The sequence below is a fragment of the Deinococcus seoulensis genome (genome assembly GCF_014648115.1).
Classification (GTDB): Bacteria; Deinococcota; Deinococci; order Deinococcales; family Deinococcaceae; genus Deinococcus; species Deinococcus seoulensis.
Genome location: NZ_BMQM01000011.1, coordinates 57066 through 75719 on the forward strand (window position 1 = coordinate 57066; position 18654 = coordinate 75719).

General features: G+C 71.6%; 12 protein-coding genes. 5 read left to right on the plus strand and 7 right to left on the minus strand.

The genetic code is table 11. The annotated features are described in order from the left end of the window. Positions 1-6: 6 nt before the first annotated feature. From IEY70_RS09735 to IEY70_RS09760, 6 genes are all read right to left on the minus strand, one after another. Positions 7-324, minus strand: a complete 318-nt coding sequence (locus IEY70_RS09735; protein WP_189064815.1) for an STAS domain-containing protein — start codon at positions 322-324, stop codon at positions 7-9. Next, positions 321-2276, minus strand: a complete 1956-nt coding sequence (locus IEY70_RS09740; RefSeq protein ID WP_189064816.1) for a glycosyltransferase — start codon at positions 2274-2276, stop codon at positions 321-323. Before IEY70_RS09740 ends, IEY70_RS09735 begins: the two co-directional genes overlap by 4 nt. After that, entirely contained in the window at positions 2257-3465 is a 1209-nt protein-coding gene (locus tag IEY70_RS09745) for an MATE family efflux transporter (RefSeq protein ID WP_189064817.1), read from the minus strand. Before IEY70_RS09745 ends, IEY70_RS09740 begins: the two co-directional genes overlap by 20 nt. Before the next feature lie 92 nt (positions 3466-3557). Further along, on the minus strand, positions 3558-4625 hold the full coding sequence (locus tag IEY70_RS09750) for a GGDEF domain-containing protein (RefSeq protein ID WP_189064818.1): 1068 nt from the start codon (positions 4623-4625) through the stop codon (positions 3558-3560). Between the two features lie 119 nt (positions 4626-4744). After that, positions 4745-6136, minus strand: coding sequence for an NAD-dependent succinate-semialdehyde dehydrogenase (locus IEY70_RS09755; protein WP_189064819.1), 1392 nt, complete (start codon positions 6134-6136; stop codon positions 4745-4747). 181 nt (positions 6137-6317) lie between these two features. After that, on the minus strand, positions 6318-8894 hold the full coding sequence (locus tag IEY70_RS09760) for a heavy metal translocating P-type ATPase (protein ID WP_189064820.1): 2577 nt from the start codon (positions 8892-8894) through the stop codon (positions 6318-6320). Between the two features lie 269 nt (positions 8895-9163). On the opposite strand from IEY70_RS09760, the gene IEY70_RS09765 reads away from it, so the two are divergent. Both IEY70_RS09765 and IEY70_RS09770 read left to right on the plus strand, forming a co-directional pair. Beyond that, on the plus strand, positions 9164-9385 hold the full coding sequence (locus IEY70_RS09765; protein ID WP_189064821.1) for a CopZ family metallochaperone: 222 nt from the start codon (positions 9164-9166) through the stop codon (positions 9383-9385). 1 nt (position 9386) lies between these two features. Then, positions 9387-9701 carry a metal-sensitive transcriptional regulator gene (locus IEY70_RS09770; protein WP_189064822.1) on the plus strand — a complete coding sequence of 105 codons (315 nt, stop codon included), beginning with the start codon at positions 9387-9389 and terminating at the stop codon, positions 9699-9701. A 57-nt stretch (positions 9702-9758) separates the two neighbouring features. On the opposite strand, the gene IEY70_RS09775 is transcribed toward IEY70_RS09770, so the two are convergent. Further along, a complete protein-coding gene (locus IEY70_RS09775; RefSeq protein WP_189064823.1) occupies positions 9759-12512 on the minus strand; it encodes a diguanylate cyclase in 2754 nt (917 codons plus the stop codon). A gap of 404 nt (positions 12513-12916) precedes the next feature. Between IEY70_RS09775 and IEY70_RS09780 the strand changes: the two genes are divergently transcribed. From IEY70_RS09780 to IEY70_RS09790, 3 genes are all read left to right on the plus strand, one after another. Beyond that, complete coding sequence (locus IEY70_RS09780) at positions 12917-15187, plus strand: putative bifunctional diguanylate cyclase/phosphodiesterase (RefSeq protein ID WP_189064824.1); 2271 nt, start codon at positions 12917-12919, stop codon at positions 15185-15187. A 170-nt stretch (positions 15188-15357) separates the two neighbouring features. Beyond that, a complete protein-coding gene (locus tag IEY70_RS09785; RefSeq protein WP_189064825.1) occupies positions 15358-16503 on the plus strand; it encodes a GGDEF domain-containing protein in 1146 nt (381 codons plus the stop codon). Between the two features lie 353 nt (positions 16504-16856). Then, entirely contained in the window at positions 16857-18641 is a 1785-nt protein-coding gene (locus tag IEY70_RS09790) for an EAL domain-containing protein (RefSeq protein WP_189064826.1), read from the plus strand. Positions 18642-18654 lie beyond the last annotated feature (13 nt).

Here is an 18654-nt window from a genome sequence, read left to right on the forward strand (position 1 = left end):
GCAGACTCAGGCGGTCCGGATGGGCAGCACGGCGTACAGGCCGGTGATTTCCATGGCGAGGCGCACGGCGTCCTGCACGTTCACGATTTCCAGCGCACCGCCCTGCGTGCGGGCCGCGCGGACCAGTTTCACCAGCGCGGCCAGACCGCTGGAGTCCATGAAGGTCACGCCGCCCAGGTCCAGGGTGGTGCTCTGCGCGAGCGGTTCGGCGGCCCCCAGGAAGGCGGGCACCTGGTGGGCGTCCAGGCGGCCGCTCAGGTGGACCGAGCGGGCGATCTCGTCGCCCTGGACGTCGATATTCAGATTCACGGGTGGTCGGGTCATGCCTGGGCCTCCTGGGAGGGAATGAAGGGGTGGGGGGCGCGGCCAGTGAGTTCCTCGAGGTGAAGCAGGTACCAGTCTGCCACGTCTGCCAGCGGCAGGCCGGACGCGACGCGCCAGTTGGCCTGGCCGAGCACGGCGGCCTGCCGGGGATCACCCAGCACGCGCCACAGGGCGTCGGCGAGACTGTCGGCGTCTTCGGGCGTGAAGAACTCGGCGCGGTAGCCTTCCTCCTCGATCAGGTCCGCGAGGTCCCCGATGCGCGGCATCACGGCGGCCCGCCCGAACTCTCCGGCCTGGTGCAGCACGCCGCTGCTGCCGGTCGTGGCGCTGTACGGGAACGCGACGACCGTGCAGTCGCTGAACACGCGCGGCACGTCCTCCTCGGCCACGTACCCGGTGAAGGTGATGTTCGGGATGTCCTGCGTGGCCTGCCGCACGCCCTCAAGGTAACCGGGCGCGTTGGGCGTGTCGCTGCCCGCGATGACCAGCCGGGTGCGGGGGTCGCGCAGCAGCAGGCGGCGGTGCGCCTCGATCAGGACTTCCACGCGTTTGTACGTGCCGAACTTGCCGAAGGTCATGACGGTGGGCACGTCCGGGAACGGCTGGGGCGGCTGCGGAACCTGGAAGGTGCCGTGCGGCGCGAGGAACACGTTGCGCGCGCCGTAGTTGTCGCGCAGCAGTTTCACGTAACGGGGCATGGTGGTCGCCACGAGGTTCGAGCCGAGTAGCGCCCGCGTGAACAGCTGCCCGAACGCGCGGGTCACGGCGGTCTTGACGGGATTCCCGCCGAACCCGGCGCGGTCCAGGTCCACCGTTTCGAACAGGTTGTGCAGCAGCGTGACGCTGGGCGTGCCGGTCAGGCGCGACAGCAGCGGGGTCAGCAGGCCCAGCGCGGCGGGCACGCGGCGGTCCCCGAAACTGGCCATCTGCAGGTTGAAGATCACGGCGTCCGGGCGGGCGCGGCGCAGCGCCAGCAGGATGCGCGCGGCGCTCAGGGGGTCATTGAAATCCCAGACGCGGCGGACGTTCGGGGCGTCCTGCGCGGCCAGTTCGGGGCTCACGCGGTCCCCGATGATGGTCACGCGGCCGACCTCTTCTTTCTCGCTCAGCACGCGCGACAGGTGCAGGCCGTACTCGTTGAGGCTGCGGCGGCCGGGCGGGAAGGCGGTCACGATGGCAAGGTGCATGGGGTCCTCCGGGCGGCGTTCGGGGCGGGCGTGCAGGCGGCGCAGGGCCAGCATGTCCTTCAGGAATTTCACGGAGTCGCGCAGCGGGTCGACCTTGCTGTCCGGGGCGTCCACCCAGCGGACCGGGACTTCCGTGACGCGCAGACCGTCACGCGCCGCGAGGTACAGCAGTTCGAGATCGAAGGAGAACCCGTCGAGTTTCCCACGCCGGAACAGGTCGCGGGCCACCTCGCCGCGCAGCAGTTTGAAGCCGCACTGGGTGTCCTCGGCCTTCACGCCGGTCACGGCGCGCGTCACGCGGCGCAGGGCCCCGGACACGGCCCGGCGCACCGGGCTCTTGCCGGTCTCCTCGGCCCCCTCGGCGGCGCGCGACCCGATGGCGATGTGCGAGCCGCTGCGCACGGCAGCGATCAGGCGCGGGAGTTCCTCGATGGGGGTGCTGTTGTCGGCGTCGGCGAACAGGACCAGTTCGCCGCGCGCGGCCTGCACGCCCCGGCGGACCGCGCCACCCTTACCGGTGTTCGCGTGCCGGATGACCCGCAGGTTCGCCCAGCCGAGGCTCTCGACGAGGTCGGCGGTCCCGTCGCGACTGCCGTCGTCACTGACGATCAGTTCCCATGGTTCCCCGTCGCCGCTGACACTGATGGCGAAGGCCGCCAGGGTCGGCAGGATCCGCTCGGATTCGTTGTACGCGGGAATGACGATGCTCAGGGTGACCCGGTCGAGGGGCTGGGCGCGCCACTGTTCAAAGGCGGGGTAGGACATGAGGGAACCTCCGGGTGGTGGGGAGAAGGACGAGGGTGGCCATGACGATCAGGGTCGCCTTGCCGGCCAGGGCGGCCAGCGCGAGGTGAGAGGGTTCAGGGGAGATCAGGAACGCGCAGGCGAGCGTCACGAGGTTGGCCGCCACGTACGCGCCGCCCACGCGCCACAGCACGGCCGCCCCGCCGGACGCCAGCGCGTGGTTCAGGGCCGTTGCGGCCACCGTGAGCGCCAGGGTGCCCAGGCCCGTCAGGGACAGCAGCGGAATCACCGCGCCGCTCATGCCGGTCCCGAAGGCCAGTTGCGCGCTCCAGGCGGGCGCCAGCGCGAACAGCAGCGCCGGGAGGCCCGCGATGACCAGCGTGGCCGCCAGCGCCGCGCCCAGCAGCGGCCCCGTGCGCTCCCCGGCCGCCACGCGGCGCGCCACGACCGGGAACGCCGCGACCTGCACGGCCCACCCGGCGAAGAACACCACGCGCGCCAGCGTGGCGGCCGCCGCGTACGCACCGGCGTCGGCGGGGGGCAGCAGCACGCCGGCCAGCAGTACGTCGCCGTACAGCAGGGCGCTCTGCGCGGCGGCCACGAAGGTCAGGGGGGCCTTGCCCTCACGGCCGCCCGTGACAGTGGTCACGCTGGCAGCAGCCAGCGCGGGGCGGGGCCGCACGACTGGCAGGGCCAGCAGCAGGCCCAGCAGGGTGGCGGTCACGGCGGCGGCCGGGCCGGGCAGCGTGGCCAGCAGCGGCGCGGTCAGGGCGACCTTTGCGCCGTGCTCGGTCATCAGGCTCCAGCCGAACGCGGCGCTGCGGCCGTCCCGCTGGGCCGCGCCGCGCCACGCGCCCAGCAGCACCATGGCCGGTACCGTGAGCGCGAAGGCCGCCACCCACACGGCCGGAACCCCGATGCGCGGCCCCAGCAGCGGCGAGAGCAGCAGCAGGGCCGCGCCCACCAGAGCGCCCGTGCGCAGGGCGGTTCCGGTGTTCGCTCCCCGGGCACGGCGGGACGTGGCCTGCTGGAACGCGATGGGCAGCGCGGCCGTCAGCATGAACAGGGACGTGAACGCCGCGAAGGCCCCGTAACCCGGCAGGTCCAGCCAGCGGCCCAGCAGCAGCGTGTACCCGTAGTTCAGGGCGCTGCTGCCCAGCACGGCCAGCAGGCTCAGCAGGCCCTGCATGGAGTCTCGTCGGTCGTTCATGTCTTCATCCTGCGGGGGGGACCCTTACGCGCGTCTTTCACATGCCCACGCAGCGGTGAAGATCGTCACAGCCGCCCTTTCGCAGACCGTCTTCATGAAGGTGGGGCCTGCGCGTGCGGCGTTTCACGGCTCCCCTGATGCACCACGCGGTCACGTCCGGCGTCCTTGGCGGCGTACAAGCGCGCGTCGGCCAGGGCCAGCCACCCGGGCACGCCCTCCGCCTCGGAGGCCAGGGCCATGCCGGCACTGACCGTCACGGGCGGGAACCCCGGCAACCGCTGCGCCCGCACGGCCCGCACGACCTGCCACGCGAGCGCCTGCGCGTCCTGCGGGTCGCGTCCGGCCAGCAGCAGCAGGAATTCCTCGCCGCCCCAGCGGATCACGGCGTCCTGCGGGGTCACGCTGCGTTCCAGCAGGTCGGCCAGCGCGATCAGGATCTCGTCGCCCCGGTGGTGACCCAGGCTGTCGTTCACGCGCTTGAAGTGATCGATGTCGATCAGGACGGCCGCCAGCCGCTGCGGGTGGGCGCGGGCGGCGCGCAGCGCTCCGTCCAGCCGCTCACGGCCCGAACGGCGGTTCAGCACGCCGGTCAGCGGGTCCGTGAAGGCCAGGGTCGCCAGGGCGTCGTTACGCAGGTGCGCGCGGTGCAGGCTCTGCCCGTGCGCACTGAGAAACCAGATCAGGGTCGCGGCGAACCCGGTCATCAGCAGGCCCGGCGGGTCCAGTGGCCGCGCGGCCGCCACCGGGCCGACCAGCAGCAGGTACCCGGCCAGCGTCAGGGCCGCCGCTGCCGGGGCGCGCAGCCACGCGAACGCGAACAGCGCCATGGTCAGGAACCCGACCAGCAGCGTGGCAGACGGGATCTCGGCCCGCACGAACAGCAGCGCGGAACTCAGCACCCACAACTGCCCGCTGACGATCAGGATCAACTGGAACACGTGCGCGGGCACCCGCTGCCACGCGGCCAGACCGACCAGCAGCAGGTTGAACCCCAGGCCCAGCAACGCCTGGAGGTTCAGGCCCGGCAGAGCGTTCGACTGGGCGTACTGGGCAATGCAGGCCTGAACGAGCGCAGCGAGCAGCGCCATGCCGACGTACAACCGCCGGAGGTGCTGCTCGCGCCCGCCCTCTACCAGCCCGCCAGGCTCGCCACCGAACATTCGCCTAACTTAAGCGAATCCCGCGCGGCGCTGCTTGAGAAGATGTTCATGCAGTCAGATGGACCTCTCCTGCTCGCAATCCGCTTGGATTGAACGGCGCCTTTCAATCGGAGTCCGTATCACTCGGTCTTGCTGCGGTGGGCGCCGTCGGGCGCGCCGATGGACACGGTCTTGATGTTCACGAATTGCAGGATGCCGTGGCGGCCCAGTTCCCGGCCGAAGCCGCTGTTCTTCACGCCGCCGAACGGCAGGCGCGGGTCGCTGGCGACCATCGAGTTGATGAACACCGACCCGGCCTCCAGGTCGGCGATGAAGCGTTCCCGCTCGGCCGTATCGTTCGTCCAGGCGCTGCTGCCCAGCCCGAAGGTGGTGGTGTTCGCCAGTTCGACCGCCTCGTCGAGGCTCTGCACCCGGAAGATCAGGGCGACCGGCCCGAAGGTCTCTTCCAGCCACACGTCCATGTCGGGGGTCAGCCCGTCCAGGGCGGTGACCGGGTAGTAGTTGCCCGGCCCCTGCGGCAGCTGCCCGCCCGTGCGGACGCGCGCGCCCTTGCTCACGGCGTCCTGCACCTGCTTGTGGATGTCCTCGCGGATCTGCGGCGTGGCGAGCGGGCCGACGTCGGTGTCTTCCAGTTCCGGGTTCCCGACCTTCAGGGCCTCCAGGCCAGCCACGAACGCGTCCGTGAAGGCGTCGTACACATCCGAATGCACGATGAAGCGCTTGGCGGCGATGCAGCTCTGACCGTTGTTGATGGTGCGGGCCGTCACGGCCGTCTTCGCGGCCAGTTCGATGTCGGCGCTGGGCATCACGATGAACGGGTCCGAGCCGCCCAGTTCCATCACGGCGGGCTTGAGTTCACCCCCGGCGGTGGCGGACACGGCCCGCCCGGCGCCCTCGGACCCGGTCAGGCTCACGGCGGTCACGCGCGGGTCCTTCAGGACGGCTTCCACGTCGCGGCTGCCGATCAGCAGGGTCGTGAACACGCCCGCCGGGAAGCCCGCCTCGCGCAGCACGTCCTCGATCGCCAGGGCGCAGCCGGGCACGTTGCTGGCGTGCTTGAGCAGTCCGGTGTTCCCGGCCATCAGGGTCGGCGCGATGAACCGGAACGCCTGCCAGTACGGGAAGTTCCAGGGCATGACGGCCAGCACCACGCCGAGGGGCTGGTGCGTCACGAACGCCTCGTCCGCCTCGGTCTGCACGGGTTCGGGCGCCAGGAACGCCCCGGCATGCTCGGCGTAGTACCGGCAGGCCGAGGCGCACTTCAGGACTTCCTGCCGCGCGGCCTCCAGGGTCTTGCCCATCTCTTGCGTGGCGAGCAGCGCGAGTTCCCCGGCGCGGCGTGCCAGGACGTCTGCGGCGGCGTTCATCCACGCGCTGCGCTGCTCGAAGGTGGTGCGGCGGTACTCGCCGTAGGCCGTGTGGGCGGCCGCGATGGCCGCCTGCACCTGCTCGGTGGTGTGCTCGTCGTAGGTGGCGAAAGTCTCGCCGGTGGCCGGATTAACGCTTTGCATGCCTTCCGTTCTAGTCCGCGCAGCCCGCCCGTCAATGTGAGACGGCGCTCCATGAAGCCCTCATTAAGAACCCCGTGACCAGCCTGGAGGTGACCGGCACAGGGTGGGCAGCCGGGACAGGACGCCACAGCGCGAACGGAAAGGTTCGTTCCCGCGGGAGATCAGCGTGCTGGCGGCACCCTCAAACGGCGGCCGGGGTGGTCAGCGGGGACCGGAAGCCGCGCAGGCGCAGGGCGTTACTCAGGACGAACACGCTGGACAGACCCATGGCGGCCGCCGCCAGCACCGGGTTCAGGCGCAGGCCCAGGGCGGGTTCGAGCACACCGGCGGCGACCGGGATCAGCAGGACGTTGTACGCGAACGCCCAGAACAGGTTCCCGCGAATGTTGTTCAGGGTGGCGCGGCTCAGGGCGACGGCGTTCGGAACGCCGCGCAGGTCGCCGGACATCAGGATCACGTCGGCCGTCTCGGCGGCCACGTCGGTGCCGGTGCCGATGGCGACCCCCACGTCCGCCTGCGCCAGGGCGGGCGCGTCGTTGATTCCGTCCCCGACGAACGCGACGCGCTGCCCGGCCGCCTGGAGTTCCTTCACGGCGGCACTTTTCTGCGCGGGGTGCACCTCGGCGCGCACGTCCGTGATGCCGAGTTGCCGGGCGACGGCCTGCGCGGTCCGGGCGTGGTCGCCGGTGATCATGACGACCCGGCGGCCACTGGTCTGCATGGCCTGCACGGCTTCCAAGCTGCCGGGCTTGATGGGGTCCGCCACGGCCAGCGCGGCAATGATGTGGCCGTCCACGGCGGCGTACAGGGGCGTGCGGCCCAGGTCGGCCAGTGCGTCGGTCTGGGCGGTCAGAGGGGCGACGTTCAGGCCCAGGCGGGTCATCAGGCGGTCACTGCCGACCTGCACGCGCTGCCCGTTCACGGTCGCCTCGATGCCCTCGCCGGGCAGGGCGCGGAACTCCTGGGCGTCCGGGAGGGTCAGGCCCCCGGCGCGGGCGGCCGTCACGATGGCCTGCGCGACCGGGTGCTCGCTGCCCCGTTCGGCGGCGGCGATCAGGGTCAGCGCGGCCGTGCGGTCGTCAGGGCCGGCGTGCGGGCCGGTCAGGATCAGGTCGGTCAGTTCCGGGCGGCCCAGGGTCAGGGTGCCGGTCTTGTCGAGCGCGATGACGGGCGCGCGGTGCAGGGCCTCCAGGGCCGCGCCGCTCTTGAACAGCACGCCCAGGCTGGCGGCGCGGCCCGTGCCGACCATCACGCTGGTGGGCGTGGCGAGGCCCATGGCGCACGGGCAGGCGATGATCAGCACGGCGACCGTGTTCACCAGCGCGTGACTGAGGCCCTGCGGGCCGCCCAGCAGCAGCCAGGTCAGGAACGTCAGGGCCGCGACGGCCAGCACGACCGGCACGAACACGGCCACCACGCGGTCCGCGAGACCCTGGATGGGCGGCCGGCTGGCCTGGGCGTCCTCGACCAGCCGGGTGATGCGGGCCAGGGCGGTGTCCGCGCCGACGTGCGTGGCGCGGAAGGTCAGGGCGCCCGCGCCGTTCACGGTGCCGCCCGTCACGGCCGCGCCCGCCGCCTTGTGCACGGGAACGCTCTCGCCGGTCAGCATGCTCTCGTCCACCCAGGACTCGCCGCTCTGCACCTCACCGTCCACCGGGACGCGCTCGCCGGGACGCACCAGGATCAGGTCGCCGCTGCGCACGTCGGCGGTGGGAATGTCGGTGTCCTGCCCGTCCCGGACCACGCGGGCGGTGGTGGGTTGCAGGCGCAGCAGGGCGGTCATGGCGGCGCTGCTGCGTCCCTTCGCGCGGGCCTCCAGCACCTTGCCCAGCAGGATCAGGGTGATGACGACGGCGCTCGCCTCGAAGTACACGTGCGCCGTCCCGGCCGGGAACACGCCGGGGGCGAGCGTGACCAGCAGCGAGTACAGGTACGCGGCGCCCGTGCCGATCATGACCAGGGCGTTCATGTCGGGGCTGCGGTGGCGCAGGCTGTTCCAGCCGAGGCGCAGGAAGCGGCGGCCCGGCCCGAACTGCACGGGCGTGGCCAGCAGCAGCATCAGGACGTTCAGGCCGCGTTCGCCCAGCAGGCCGGTCAGTGTCATGTGCAGCGGCATCCACATCATGGGCAGCATGGCCAGCAGCAGCAGCGGCACGGCGAAGGCGGCGCTGACGCGCAGGTCGCGTTCCAGACTGCGTTCGTGGTCGTCGCGGGCCGCCTGTTCCAGCGCGGCGCGGCCCGCCGCGGACGGCACGCCGCTGTCCGCGCCGGTCAGGACGGCGTACCCGGCCCGCGTGACGGCCGCCGACAGGTCGCTGTCGGTCACGCGGCCCGGCAGGTACGTGACGCGGGCGCGTTCGGTGGCGAGGTTCACCTGGGCGTCCAGCACGCCCTCCACCCGCTTCAGGGCGCGTTCCACGCGGGTCACGCAGGCGGCGCAGGTCATGCCCTGCACGCTCAGGTCGGCGGTGGCGGTCAGCGGTTCGTACCCGATCTCGCGGACGCGGGCGGTCAGGGCCGTCAGGCTGGTCTGCGCCGGGTCGAAGGTCACGCTGGCCCGCTCGGTCGCCAGGTTCACCTGGGCGCGCTGCACGCCCCCCACCTTCCCCAGACCGCGTTCCACGCGGGCCGAGCAGCTGGCACAGGTCATGCCCTGCACGGTGAACTCGGCCGTGACAGGACTGGCTGCGCCTGGGCTGGCCGTGTCTGGGCCGGGCCGGGGGTCGGGAGAGGGGCTGGGGTGGGCAGGCTGACTCATCGGAAACTCCAGTGACGGGCAGGAAAGGCAGTGGCGGACAGGGTCGGGACGGAGGGCACCGTGGCAGAGGCCCGGACGCCAGACCCCCCCTGGGGGGATACGACCTGAAGATAGGCGCCCACCCAACCAGCTTTCAAGACCCCAGACCACACTGACCCGCCGCACAGCAGGCTGCTGCCGGGCTGCACGGCGCACCCCCGCAGGACACCTGACGGCCGCGCACCGCAATGCCAATTGACAGGCCCCCAGGGGGGGGATAGCATCGCGCCATGAGCACCGAACTGACCATCACCGGAATGACCTGCGGACACTGCCAGAAAGCCGTTCAGGAGGCCCTGCAACAGGTTCCCGGCGTGCAGAGCGCCAGCGTGGACCTCGCGTCCGGGCACGCCAGCGTCACCGGTCCCGCCGACGTGCAGGCCCTGATCGCCGCCGTGGTCGAGGAAGGGTACGAGGCGCAGATCGCCGTTCCGGCCTCTCCCCTCGCCTGACATGACCGGCAAACCCGCGCCCGCCTGCCACAGCGGCCCCGATCACCTGTGCATGCCCGAGGACGCCCGCAAACGCGCCGCCCGCCGCCTGAGCATCGCGCGCGGCCACCTGGACGCCATCGTGCGCATGCTGGACAACCCCGACGCCTACTGCGTGGACGTGCTGCGGCAGATCAAGGCCGTGCAGGGCGCCCTGTCCGGCGCGGGCGAGGTCGTGCTGCGCGGCCACCTGGAAGCGCACGTCGCCACGGCCAGCACGCGCGGCGACTCCGTGGAGATCGTCGAGGAACTGATGGAAGCCCTCAAGTACACCTGATCCATGCTGCGGACTCGGATTGAATCGGCTGCAAAAGCCATTCAATCGGAGTCCGTATCAGGCGTCGGGCGGGTGGTCGGTGCGCGGGACGTTCGGGTGGATGCTGGCCGGGCCGCCCCGGCTGGGCAGGGTGGGCGAGCCGTTCATGTATTCCAGGAAGGCCTGCACGACCTGCGGGTCGAAGGCGGCGCCGCTCTGGCAGCGGATCTCGGCGAGGGCCTCGGGGACCGACCAGCCGCGTTTGTACGGCCGGGCGCTGGTCAGGGCGTCGAACACGTCGCAGACGGTGAAGATGCGGGCCAGCAGCGGAATGGCCGCGCCGCTGAGGCCGTCCGGGTACCCGGAGCCGTCCCAGCGTTCGTGGTGGTGCCGGATGACCTGCAGGGCGTGGCGGCTGAAGCCCGGAATGTGCCGCGCGAGTTCCTCTCCGGCCTGGGCGTGCTGGCGCATGACGGCCCACTCGTCGGCGTTCAGCGGGCCGGGTTTGAGGAGCACGGCGTCCGGCACCTGCACCTTTCCCAGGTCGTGCAGGTACGCGCCGTCCCGCAGCGCCTCGAGTTGATCCGGGGAGAGGTTCATGCGCCGCGCGACCTGGAGGGTCAGGTTCAGGACGCGGGTGGTGTGGCCGCGCGTCTCGAAGTCACGGGCTTCGAGGGCGCGGCCCAGTGCGGCCAGGATGCCCTCGCGGCCCTGTTCGATGGCGCGGATGCGTTCCGTGCGTTCCAGCGCCGTGACGCCCTGCGCGGCCAGCGCGCGGGCCAGTTGCGCGTCGTTCTCACCGAACGGGTGCGTGCGGATCACGATCAGCACACCCAGCAGTCGGTCGGCGGTCTGGAGGGGTGCGAGCATGGACGCGCCGTTGGCGACGCCCGCGACCCGCACGATGCGGGGGTCGGCGTCCATGTTGTTCACGCGGATCACGTCGCGTGCGGTCACGGCCGCCCACGACAGTCCGTGGCCGCGGCGCAGGGAGAGGGTGGGCGTCTCGGCGGGCAGGCCCTCGCGGAGGCTGCTGACCAGTGTATCGCTGGCCGGGTCGTACCGCATGAAGATGGTCTGGCGGGCGTTCAGGGCGACGTGCGCCATGGAGTTGATGGCGTGCGTGACGTCCCCGGACGTGCGGGCGTCACGCAGCGCCGCCGAGATCTGCACCAGCGCTTCGAGTTCGCGGGTGCGCTGCGCCTCGCGTTCCCGGCGGGCGCGGGGCGCGAGCGGCGGCGCGACCTGCGCGGCGAGGCCCACGGCGACCTCCTGCGTGGCGGCGCCGAACACCACGCCGGGGCCGCTGCGGTCGAAGTTCAGGTACGCGATGACGTGCCCGTCGGCGGTGACGGGTACGCCCAGCGTCTCGGTCACGCCTTCGAGCCGCGCCTTCCAGTGGGTGCGTTCACTGGCCGGCTGGAAGGCGGCGGCGCTGGCGGCGCGGGCGGCGGCGCCGATGGCGTAGCCGCGCAGCACGCGTGGGTGACCGCCCAGCCAGTGGTCGTCGGGACCGCCGTGCCAGGCGCGCTGGGCGTTCGGGGGGACACGCTGACCGAGCAGGTCGCCCGGCAGGCCCATCTGCGCGCGGGTCACGAAGTCTCCCTGCTCGACGACGTGCAGGCTGCCGGTCTCGGCGCCCGGAATGCTCTGGCAGGCGGCGAGCAGCAGGTCGTGCCAGGCGTCCGGGCCAGGGTCGTGCAGCGACTGGAAGTGCGTCAGGGCGGCGCGCAGGGAGAGTTCCGGCGTCAGGGGCGCGGCGTCCGGCGCGGGGGGTGAGACGCGCAGGCCGTCGCGGCCGCCTTCCTTGGCGGCGTACAGGGCCTCGTCGGCGCGCTGGTGGGTGCGCAGGGGCGTGTCGTTGGGGGCGTGGCAGGCCAGTCCGGCCGAGAGGGTCACGGCGGGGCCGTCGCCGGTCCACTGGCGGACGGCGTTCAGGCAGCGCAGCGCGACCGTCTCGGCCTGCGGGGTGGGCGTGGCGCGCAGGATGACCGCGAATTCCTCGCCGCCGATGCGGTATGCGGGGTCGCCGGGCCGCAGCGTGCCGCGCAGCAGCCGGGCCACGCGGCGCAGCACGGCGTCGCCCTCGGTGTGGCCGTACTCGTCGTTCACGCGCTTGAAGTGGTCGAGGTCCATGACGAGCAGGTGATCGCCGGGTTGCAGGAACGGCAGGTCCTGATCGAACTGACGGCGGTTACTCAGGCCGGTCAGGACGTCGGTGTGCGCCTCGGCGCGGAAGGTGGCCGAGACGCGCAGCAGGTGCAGGCGGCTGTGCAGGGCGCTGTGCAGCAGCACCACGGACACGCTGCTGATCAGCAGTTCGGCCGGCAGGTTCAGGCCGGGCGTGGCGGTCCACGCGGCGCCGCCCGGACCGTCCAGCCAGCGGTCGGTCAGGGCGCTGATCAGCAGGGTGGGCGCGAACAGCAGCGGCGCGCCCCACCACAGCCGGTGGTGGTCCGGGGGCAGGTCCAGACGCAGGTGAGGGGACAGCAGCGTGCCCAGGACGGTCAGCGTGACCGAGTCGAGCAGCAGGTCGCGGGTGCCGGGCAGCATCGAGTCGGGCAGCAGCAGGCCGGTCAGGATGACCGGGGTGGCGCCCAGCGCGCTCGGCAGCGGGCCGTACCGCAGGGCCAGCAGCGCCAGCGGAATCAGGTACAGGTGCCCGCCGGGACCGCCGTGCAGGGCCAGCGCCAGGGTGGCGATCACGCCCAGCAGGGTGCGCAGGGCGATGTCGCGCGGCGTCTGGGTGGGCGGCCAGCTGCGATAGGTGAGGCCCAGCGCGTACGAGAACAGCGCCACGAGGCCCAGGTTGCTCAGCAGGATGGTCAGCATCGACGCGGTATCCAGTGGGTGTTCCGGGCCGTGCAGGCGCCGGAAGGGGGGCGGAGCGGGCGGCCTGGACTGATTGCGGGGGCTGATTGCGGGAACTGATTGAGGGGGCTGGCTGCGGATGCGACGGTGAGCGCGCGCGCAGAGCATGGGGAAAGCGGCGAACGCACGTGAGGCGGCGAACACGCACGTGGGCGGCGAAGTCAGTGGCGGCGCGGCTCTGAGGGTGTGTTCCAGACGGAAGGGTGCAGGGAACTGCCCGGTGTGCGGTTCTGTCCCAGCATACTGCCGCGACCCGTCCGGCCGGGAGTGGGGGGGGCGATCACCCCGGAAGATGAGGGATTGCCGGGGTGCGCGAATGCACGTAAGAACCTGAAGGTTTCCTTCATAAAAGTTATACTCGGGGTATGACTTCAAGTCCGGGCGACGTGCCAGATCTGCTGGACGCCCTGCGTCCTCTCCTCAGCGCCGCAGGCATTTCCGAGGCGTTGCTGCGTCAGGTGTTGACCACCGGGCAGCTCACGCCGCCGGTCACGCCGACGGCCGAGGAAACCATGCGCGAATCGCTGGGCGCCCTGAGCGAACTGCACCGGCACCTGGCATCCCTGAAAGCCGAGCGGGACGAACTGCGGGAATCCTTCGATCTGGCGTCGCGCTTTCAGGTGGTCCTCACGCCGCACGGCCGCCTGATCGACGTGAACGGCACCACCGTGCAGGCCGGGCAGACGCCGCGCGAGGAACTTCTGAACCGCCCGCTGTGGGACGCCCCGTGGTGGCCGCGCGATCCGGAGCACCGGGGGGCGCTGCGCGAGGCGGTCGCCCGGGCCGGGCGTGGCGAGGCGACCTCCCTGAAAGTCCCGGCGCGGTCCGCCGGGGGCCGCCGGGTCACGCTGGAGTTGCAGTTCACGCCGGTCCGGCGCGGGGATCAGGTGTCACGCGTGATGGTCGAGGGCCGCGAGATCACCGGGCAGGTCGAGGCGATGCGTGAGGCGCAGCTGGCCCGCGTGGCGCTCGAAGCCCTGCTGGAGAACGTGCAGGACGGCATCGTGGCCTGCGACGCGCAGGGGAACCTGACGGTCTTCAACCGCATGAGCCGCGAGATGCACGGCCTGGACCGCGCCGACATCGACCCGTCGGAGTGGAGTCGGCACTACGACCTGTTCGAACCGGACGGCGTGACCCCGCTGACGCAGGAGCGCGTGCCGCTGTTCCGGGCGCTGCGCGGCGAACTGGTGCAGGGCGCCGAGATGGTCATCGCGCCGCGCGGCCTGACCCGCCGCACGGTCGTGGCGTCCGGCGGCCCGCTGACCGGCCCGGACGGGCAGGCGCTCGGGGCGGTCGTCGCCATGCACGACATCACGGACCGCAAGCACGCCGAGTCGCGGCTGCGGCACGAGGCGCTGCACGACCGTCTGACCGGCCTGCCGAACCGCTCGCTGCTGAACAGCCTGCTGGAAAAGACCATGCAGCGCTTCGAGCGCGAACCGAACAACCCGTACGCGGTGATGTTCCTGGACCTGGACGACTTCAAGAACGTGAACGACGGGTACGGGCACCTGACCGGCGACCGCCTGCTGCTGGAGACGGCGGCGCGCCTGAAAGACGCCGTGCGCAAGACCGACACCGTGGCCCGCCTGGGCGGCGACGAGTTCGCGGTCCTGCTGGACGCGCCCTGCGACGAGGTGAACGCCCTGCGGGTCGCCGAGCGCCTGCAACGCGCCATGGCCCGCCCGTTCCGGCTGCAACGCGACGAGGTGCGGGTGTCCACGTCCATCGGACTGGCGAACGGGCGGCGCTCGTACACCCGCATCGAGGAGCCGCTGCGCGACGCCGACACCGCCATGTACGTCGCCAAGCGGCGCGGCAAGAACCGCACCGTGCTGTTCGAGCAGTCCATGCACGATCAGGCGCAGGAGCGGGTGGATACCGAACGGCAACTGCGCGAGGCGCTGCGTGACGGGCAGTTCCGGCTGCACTACCAGCCGGTCATGGAGCTGGCCTCGGGACGCTGCGTGGGGTTCGAGGCGCTGGTGCGCTGGCAGCACCCGTCGCGCGGCCTGCTGGGGCCCGGCGCGTTCCTGGAAGTCGCCGAGCGCAGCGGCCTGATCGTGCCGCTGGGCGCGTGGGTGCTGCGCGAGGCGCAGCGGCAACTCCTGGAATGGCAGGACGATCCGCAGCTGGCGCACCTGCTGGTGTCCGTGAACCTCAGCGGTCAGCAGTTGCAGGTCGAGGCGGGCAGCCCGGACGACCTGCTGGCCATGACCTTCCCGGCGGGCCTGCACCTGGAAATCACCGAGACCAGTCTGGTGGACACGCCCGAGGCCATGCGGACCATGCGCGCCCTGCACCGCCGGGGCGTGCCGCTGATGCTGGACGATTTCGGGACGGGCTTCGCGTCGCTGGCCGCCGCGCAGCGGTTCCCGGTGGACACCCTGAAGATCGACCGGAGTTTCGTGGCGCCGCTGCCCGGCGACGGTGACGACCGGCACTCGGCGATCGTGGCGAGCGTGGTCACGCTGGCGCGGCACATGAACATGCGGGTGGTGGCCGAGGGCGTGGAAACGCTGGAGCAGGCGCGGGCCGTGCAGGACCTGGGCTGCCGTTTCGCGCAGGGGTTCCTGTTCGCCCGCCCGGCCGACGCCGAGGTGGCCGGCGCCTTCGCGCGCGCGCACCTGTGATACGGGCGCCCCGCGCCATCTGTCCGCCCCTCCCCCATCCGGGGGGGCGGCACCTGCGGCAGACGGGCGGGGTGGGGTGTGAAACAGTGCGGGTACTGAACTGGTAATGACCCCTTTTCCGCCCAGCCGCCTGCTCACGCCGCCATTCCCGCCGCGCCCGGAGTCCCGCCGTGTCCCTGCCCCTGCTGCCTCAACTCTTCATGAATTTCAGTGTGCTGGTCACGCTGACGTTCGTGCTGAGCCTGACGTACCGCTCGTGGCCGCCGCCGCCGGGCTGGCATCTCAAGAGCCTGCGGCTGGGGTTGACGCTGGTCTCGACGGTGGCGCTGCACCTGCTCTCGCCGTCCCTGCCGGGCGGCATTCACCTGGACCTGTCGCTGGTGCCGGTGGTCATGATGGTGCTGCGGTACGGGGTGGGCAGCGGCCTGCTGATCGGCCTTCCGGCGGCGCTGCTGCCACTGCTGGCGGCGGGCGGCGACGCGGCGCCGATGCCGGGCGTGGCGCTGTCCCTGATGAACCTGCTGCTGGTGGGCGGCCTGACGCACCTGTTCCGCTGGACCCTGGACATGAGCGACCCGCACGGTTCGCTGCACCGGCACGCCTGGGTGGGCGCGCTGATCTTCGTGCCGTACAACCTGGGGCTGGCGCTCCTGCCGGGCGGCGCGGACCTGTTGCAGTCCACGTACCTGCTGACCCTGGCGTTTCACGTGCTGGGCTTCTGGGCGGCGGCCAGCATGATCACGGGCCGGGTGTCCCTGTTGCAGAGCACCGACACGTACCGCGAGCAGGCGCACCGTGACGCCCTGTCGGGCCTGCCGAACCGCCGTCAGTTCGAACTGGACCTGCCGTTCACCACGCCCGGCGACGCACTGCTGCTGATCGACGTGGATCACTTCAAGCAGGTGAACGACCGTTTCGGGCATCCGGTCGGGGATGAGGTGCTGCGCGCCATCGGCGAGGCGCTGGCCGGAACGTTGCGGGGCCGGGACCGCGCCTACCGGTACGGCGGCGAGGAGTTCGCGGTGATTCTGCGGCGCGTCTCGCCGGAACGCATTGAGGAGGTCGCGCACCGCCTGCGTGAACTGATTGCCGCCATTCCCTTCCCGGCGCCGCTGGAGCACGTGACCGTCTCGGTGGGGGGTGCGCCGTTCGGGCCGTGGTCCCGTACCCGGACCCTCTGGGACGCGGACGAGGCGCTGTACCGGGTCAAGCAGGAGGGCCGTAACGGCGTGCGCGTCAATCCGTTCAATCCGGAGCGTCCGCCGGTGCCGGAACGCCGTGCCAGGACGACCTGCCTGGAACAGCTGAACCGCTGACCCGGACCGGGGCACCCACCCGGACCCCGATGCCCCCGGAGGCCCCCACTACCTAAAAATGGTGCCAACCTCACTCATGTTCTGAGCCGCGCATTGGACCAAGATGAGAGTCACCGGAAGAATCACGCTGGCAGCCCCTGGCAGACCGTGAAAGGACTGTCGGCGCGCACGCCCGCCCGTTCCGCCCCGTACCGCCCCCGCTCGCACCGCCCCCGGATTCCCGCAGACTGCTGTTCCGTTCACCTTCCCCCACCTGCCGCCCGACAAGGAATCCTTCCCCTGATGAGTGCCCACCCCCCGACAGTCCGTCCGGCCACGCCGCCGCTTTTGCGTGCAGGCCGGTGGCAGGGCGCGTGACCGGCCCGCTGCGCCGCCGCTGGTGGTGGACCGGCCCGGACGGCCCCGGCCAGTCGTTGCGGGTGCAGGTGGCGCTGCTGCTGGCCGCGTTGATCCTGCCGACCCTGCTGATGGTCCTGACGGTCATTCCGGGCGTGATCGTGCAGCGGTTCGCGCAGATCGAGCGGGATCAGGTGAGTCAGTACACCCGCATCGCGCAGGAGGACCTGAACACCGAGGAACGCCGCGTGGGACTGTTCGTCCTGAACTTCAGCCAGTGGACCGAGACCTTCGAGTTCGCGGCCGGACGCAACGCGACCTTCCCGGCGCAGGTGATGGTGCCGAGCACCTTCACGGGCGGGCGGGTGGATTACGCCGGGATCATGTCCCCGCAGGGCACGCTGATGGCGGCCGCTGCCATGCAGGGCGACGCCGTCGTGGACGCAGAGGCGCTGGTCAGCACCCTGATGGGCACCCTGCCGCGCACCCTGCCCCCGGACGGCGTGTCCGGAACGGTGCAGGTGGCGGGCCGCCCGTACCTGCTGGCCGCGCGGACCATCACCCGTGACGACGGCAGCGGGAGCGGCGGCGTGATGCTGTTCGCCCGCGCCCTGAACGCCCAGGCGCTGGGCGCCCTGATGCACGCCGAGAAGACCTTCACCGCCCGCCTGGGCGCCCTGCCGACCGCCGGGCAGGAGGCCCTGACCTTCGCGCCGGGCGTCGTGACGGTCGCCTCGCCGCTGAGCGCACCCGACGGTCCCCCGCAACTGGCGCTGCAACTGAGCATCCCGCGCGACATGTACCGCGCCGGGCAGGCGACCGTGCTGCAACTGAAGGTCGTGGCCGTGCTGATCACGCTGGAACGCCCGTTCGCGCTGCGTGAAGGTGAGGTCACCCTGAAACTCGTGGCGGGGTTCTCGCAGTCGGCGTACCCGGTGCCGTTCACGGCGCTGCTGCGTCAGGCGTTCCTGGCGTTGCAGCACGCCATGGACCGCAACGAGCACCTGGGCGTGTTCAACGAGGACATGCTGCGCCGCAGCCAGTACGGGCACACCCTGGAAACGCAGTTGCAGGGCGCCGTCTCCCGCCAGGAACTGTCCCTGATGTACCAGCCGATCAGTGACGTGCTGACCGGCCAGTGGGTGTCCCTGGAGGCCCTGATGCGCTGGCAGCACCCGCAGCTGGGCGTCGTGCCGCCCGGCACGTTCATTCCGGTGGCCGAGCGCAGCGGGCAGATCTACCAGCTGGGCGAATGGGCGCTACAGACGGCCGCGCGTGAGATCGAGCAGGCCCGCGCCCTGTGGCCCGGCGCGCACGTGAACGTGAACGTCAGTCCGCTGCAACTGCTGATGCCGGACTTCGCCGAGCGGGCGCTGGGCACCCTGGCCGCCCTGAACGTCCCGCCGACCCTGCTGACCTTCGAGGTCACGGAAAGTACCGTCATGCAGAACGTGGAACTCGCCTGCCGTCACCTGGCGCGCCTGCGGGAGGCGGGCGTGCGGATCGCGCTGGACGACTTCGGCAGCGGGCACTCCAGCCTGTCCCTGCTGACGGAACTGCCGCTGGACGTCGTGAAACTCGACCGGTCGTTCCTGCGTGACGGCGTGCAGGACACGGCGCGCGGGGCGCTGCTGCGCAACACCATCCGCCTCGCGCGGGACCTGAACCTCACGACGGTCGCCGAGGGCGTCGAGGACGCCGGAATGCTGGCCCGCCTGCGCGAACTGGGCTGCGATTACGCGCAGGGGTACCACATCTCCCGCCCGGACTACCTAGAGGACCTGCTGTCCCTGCGCACCTGACCCGGACTCCGGT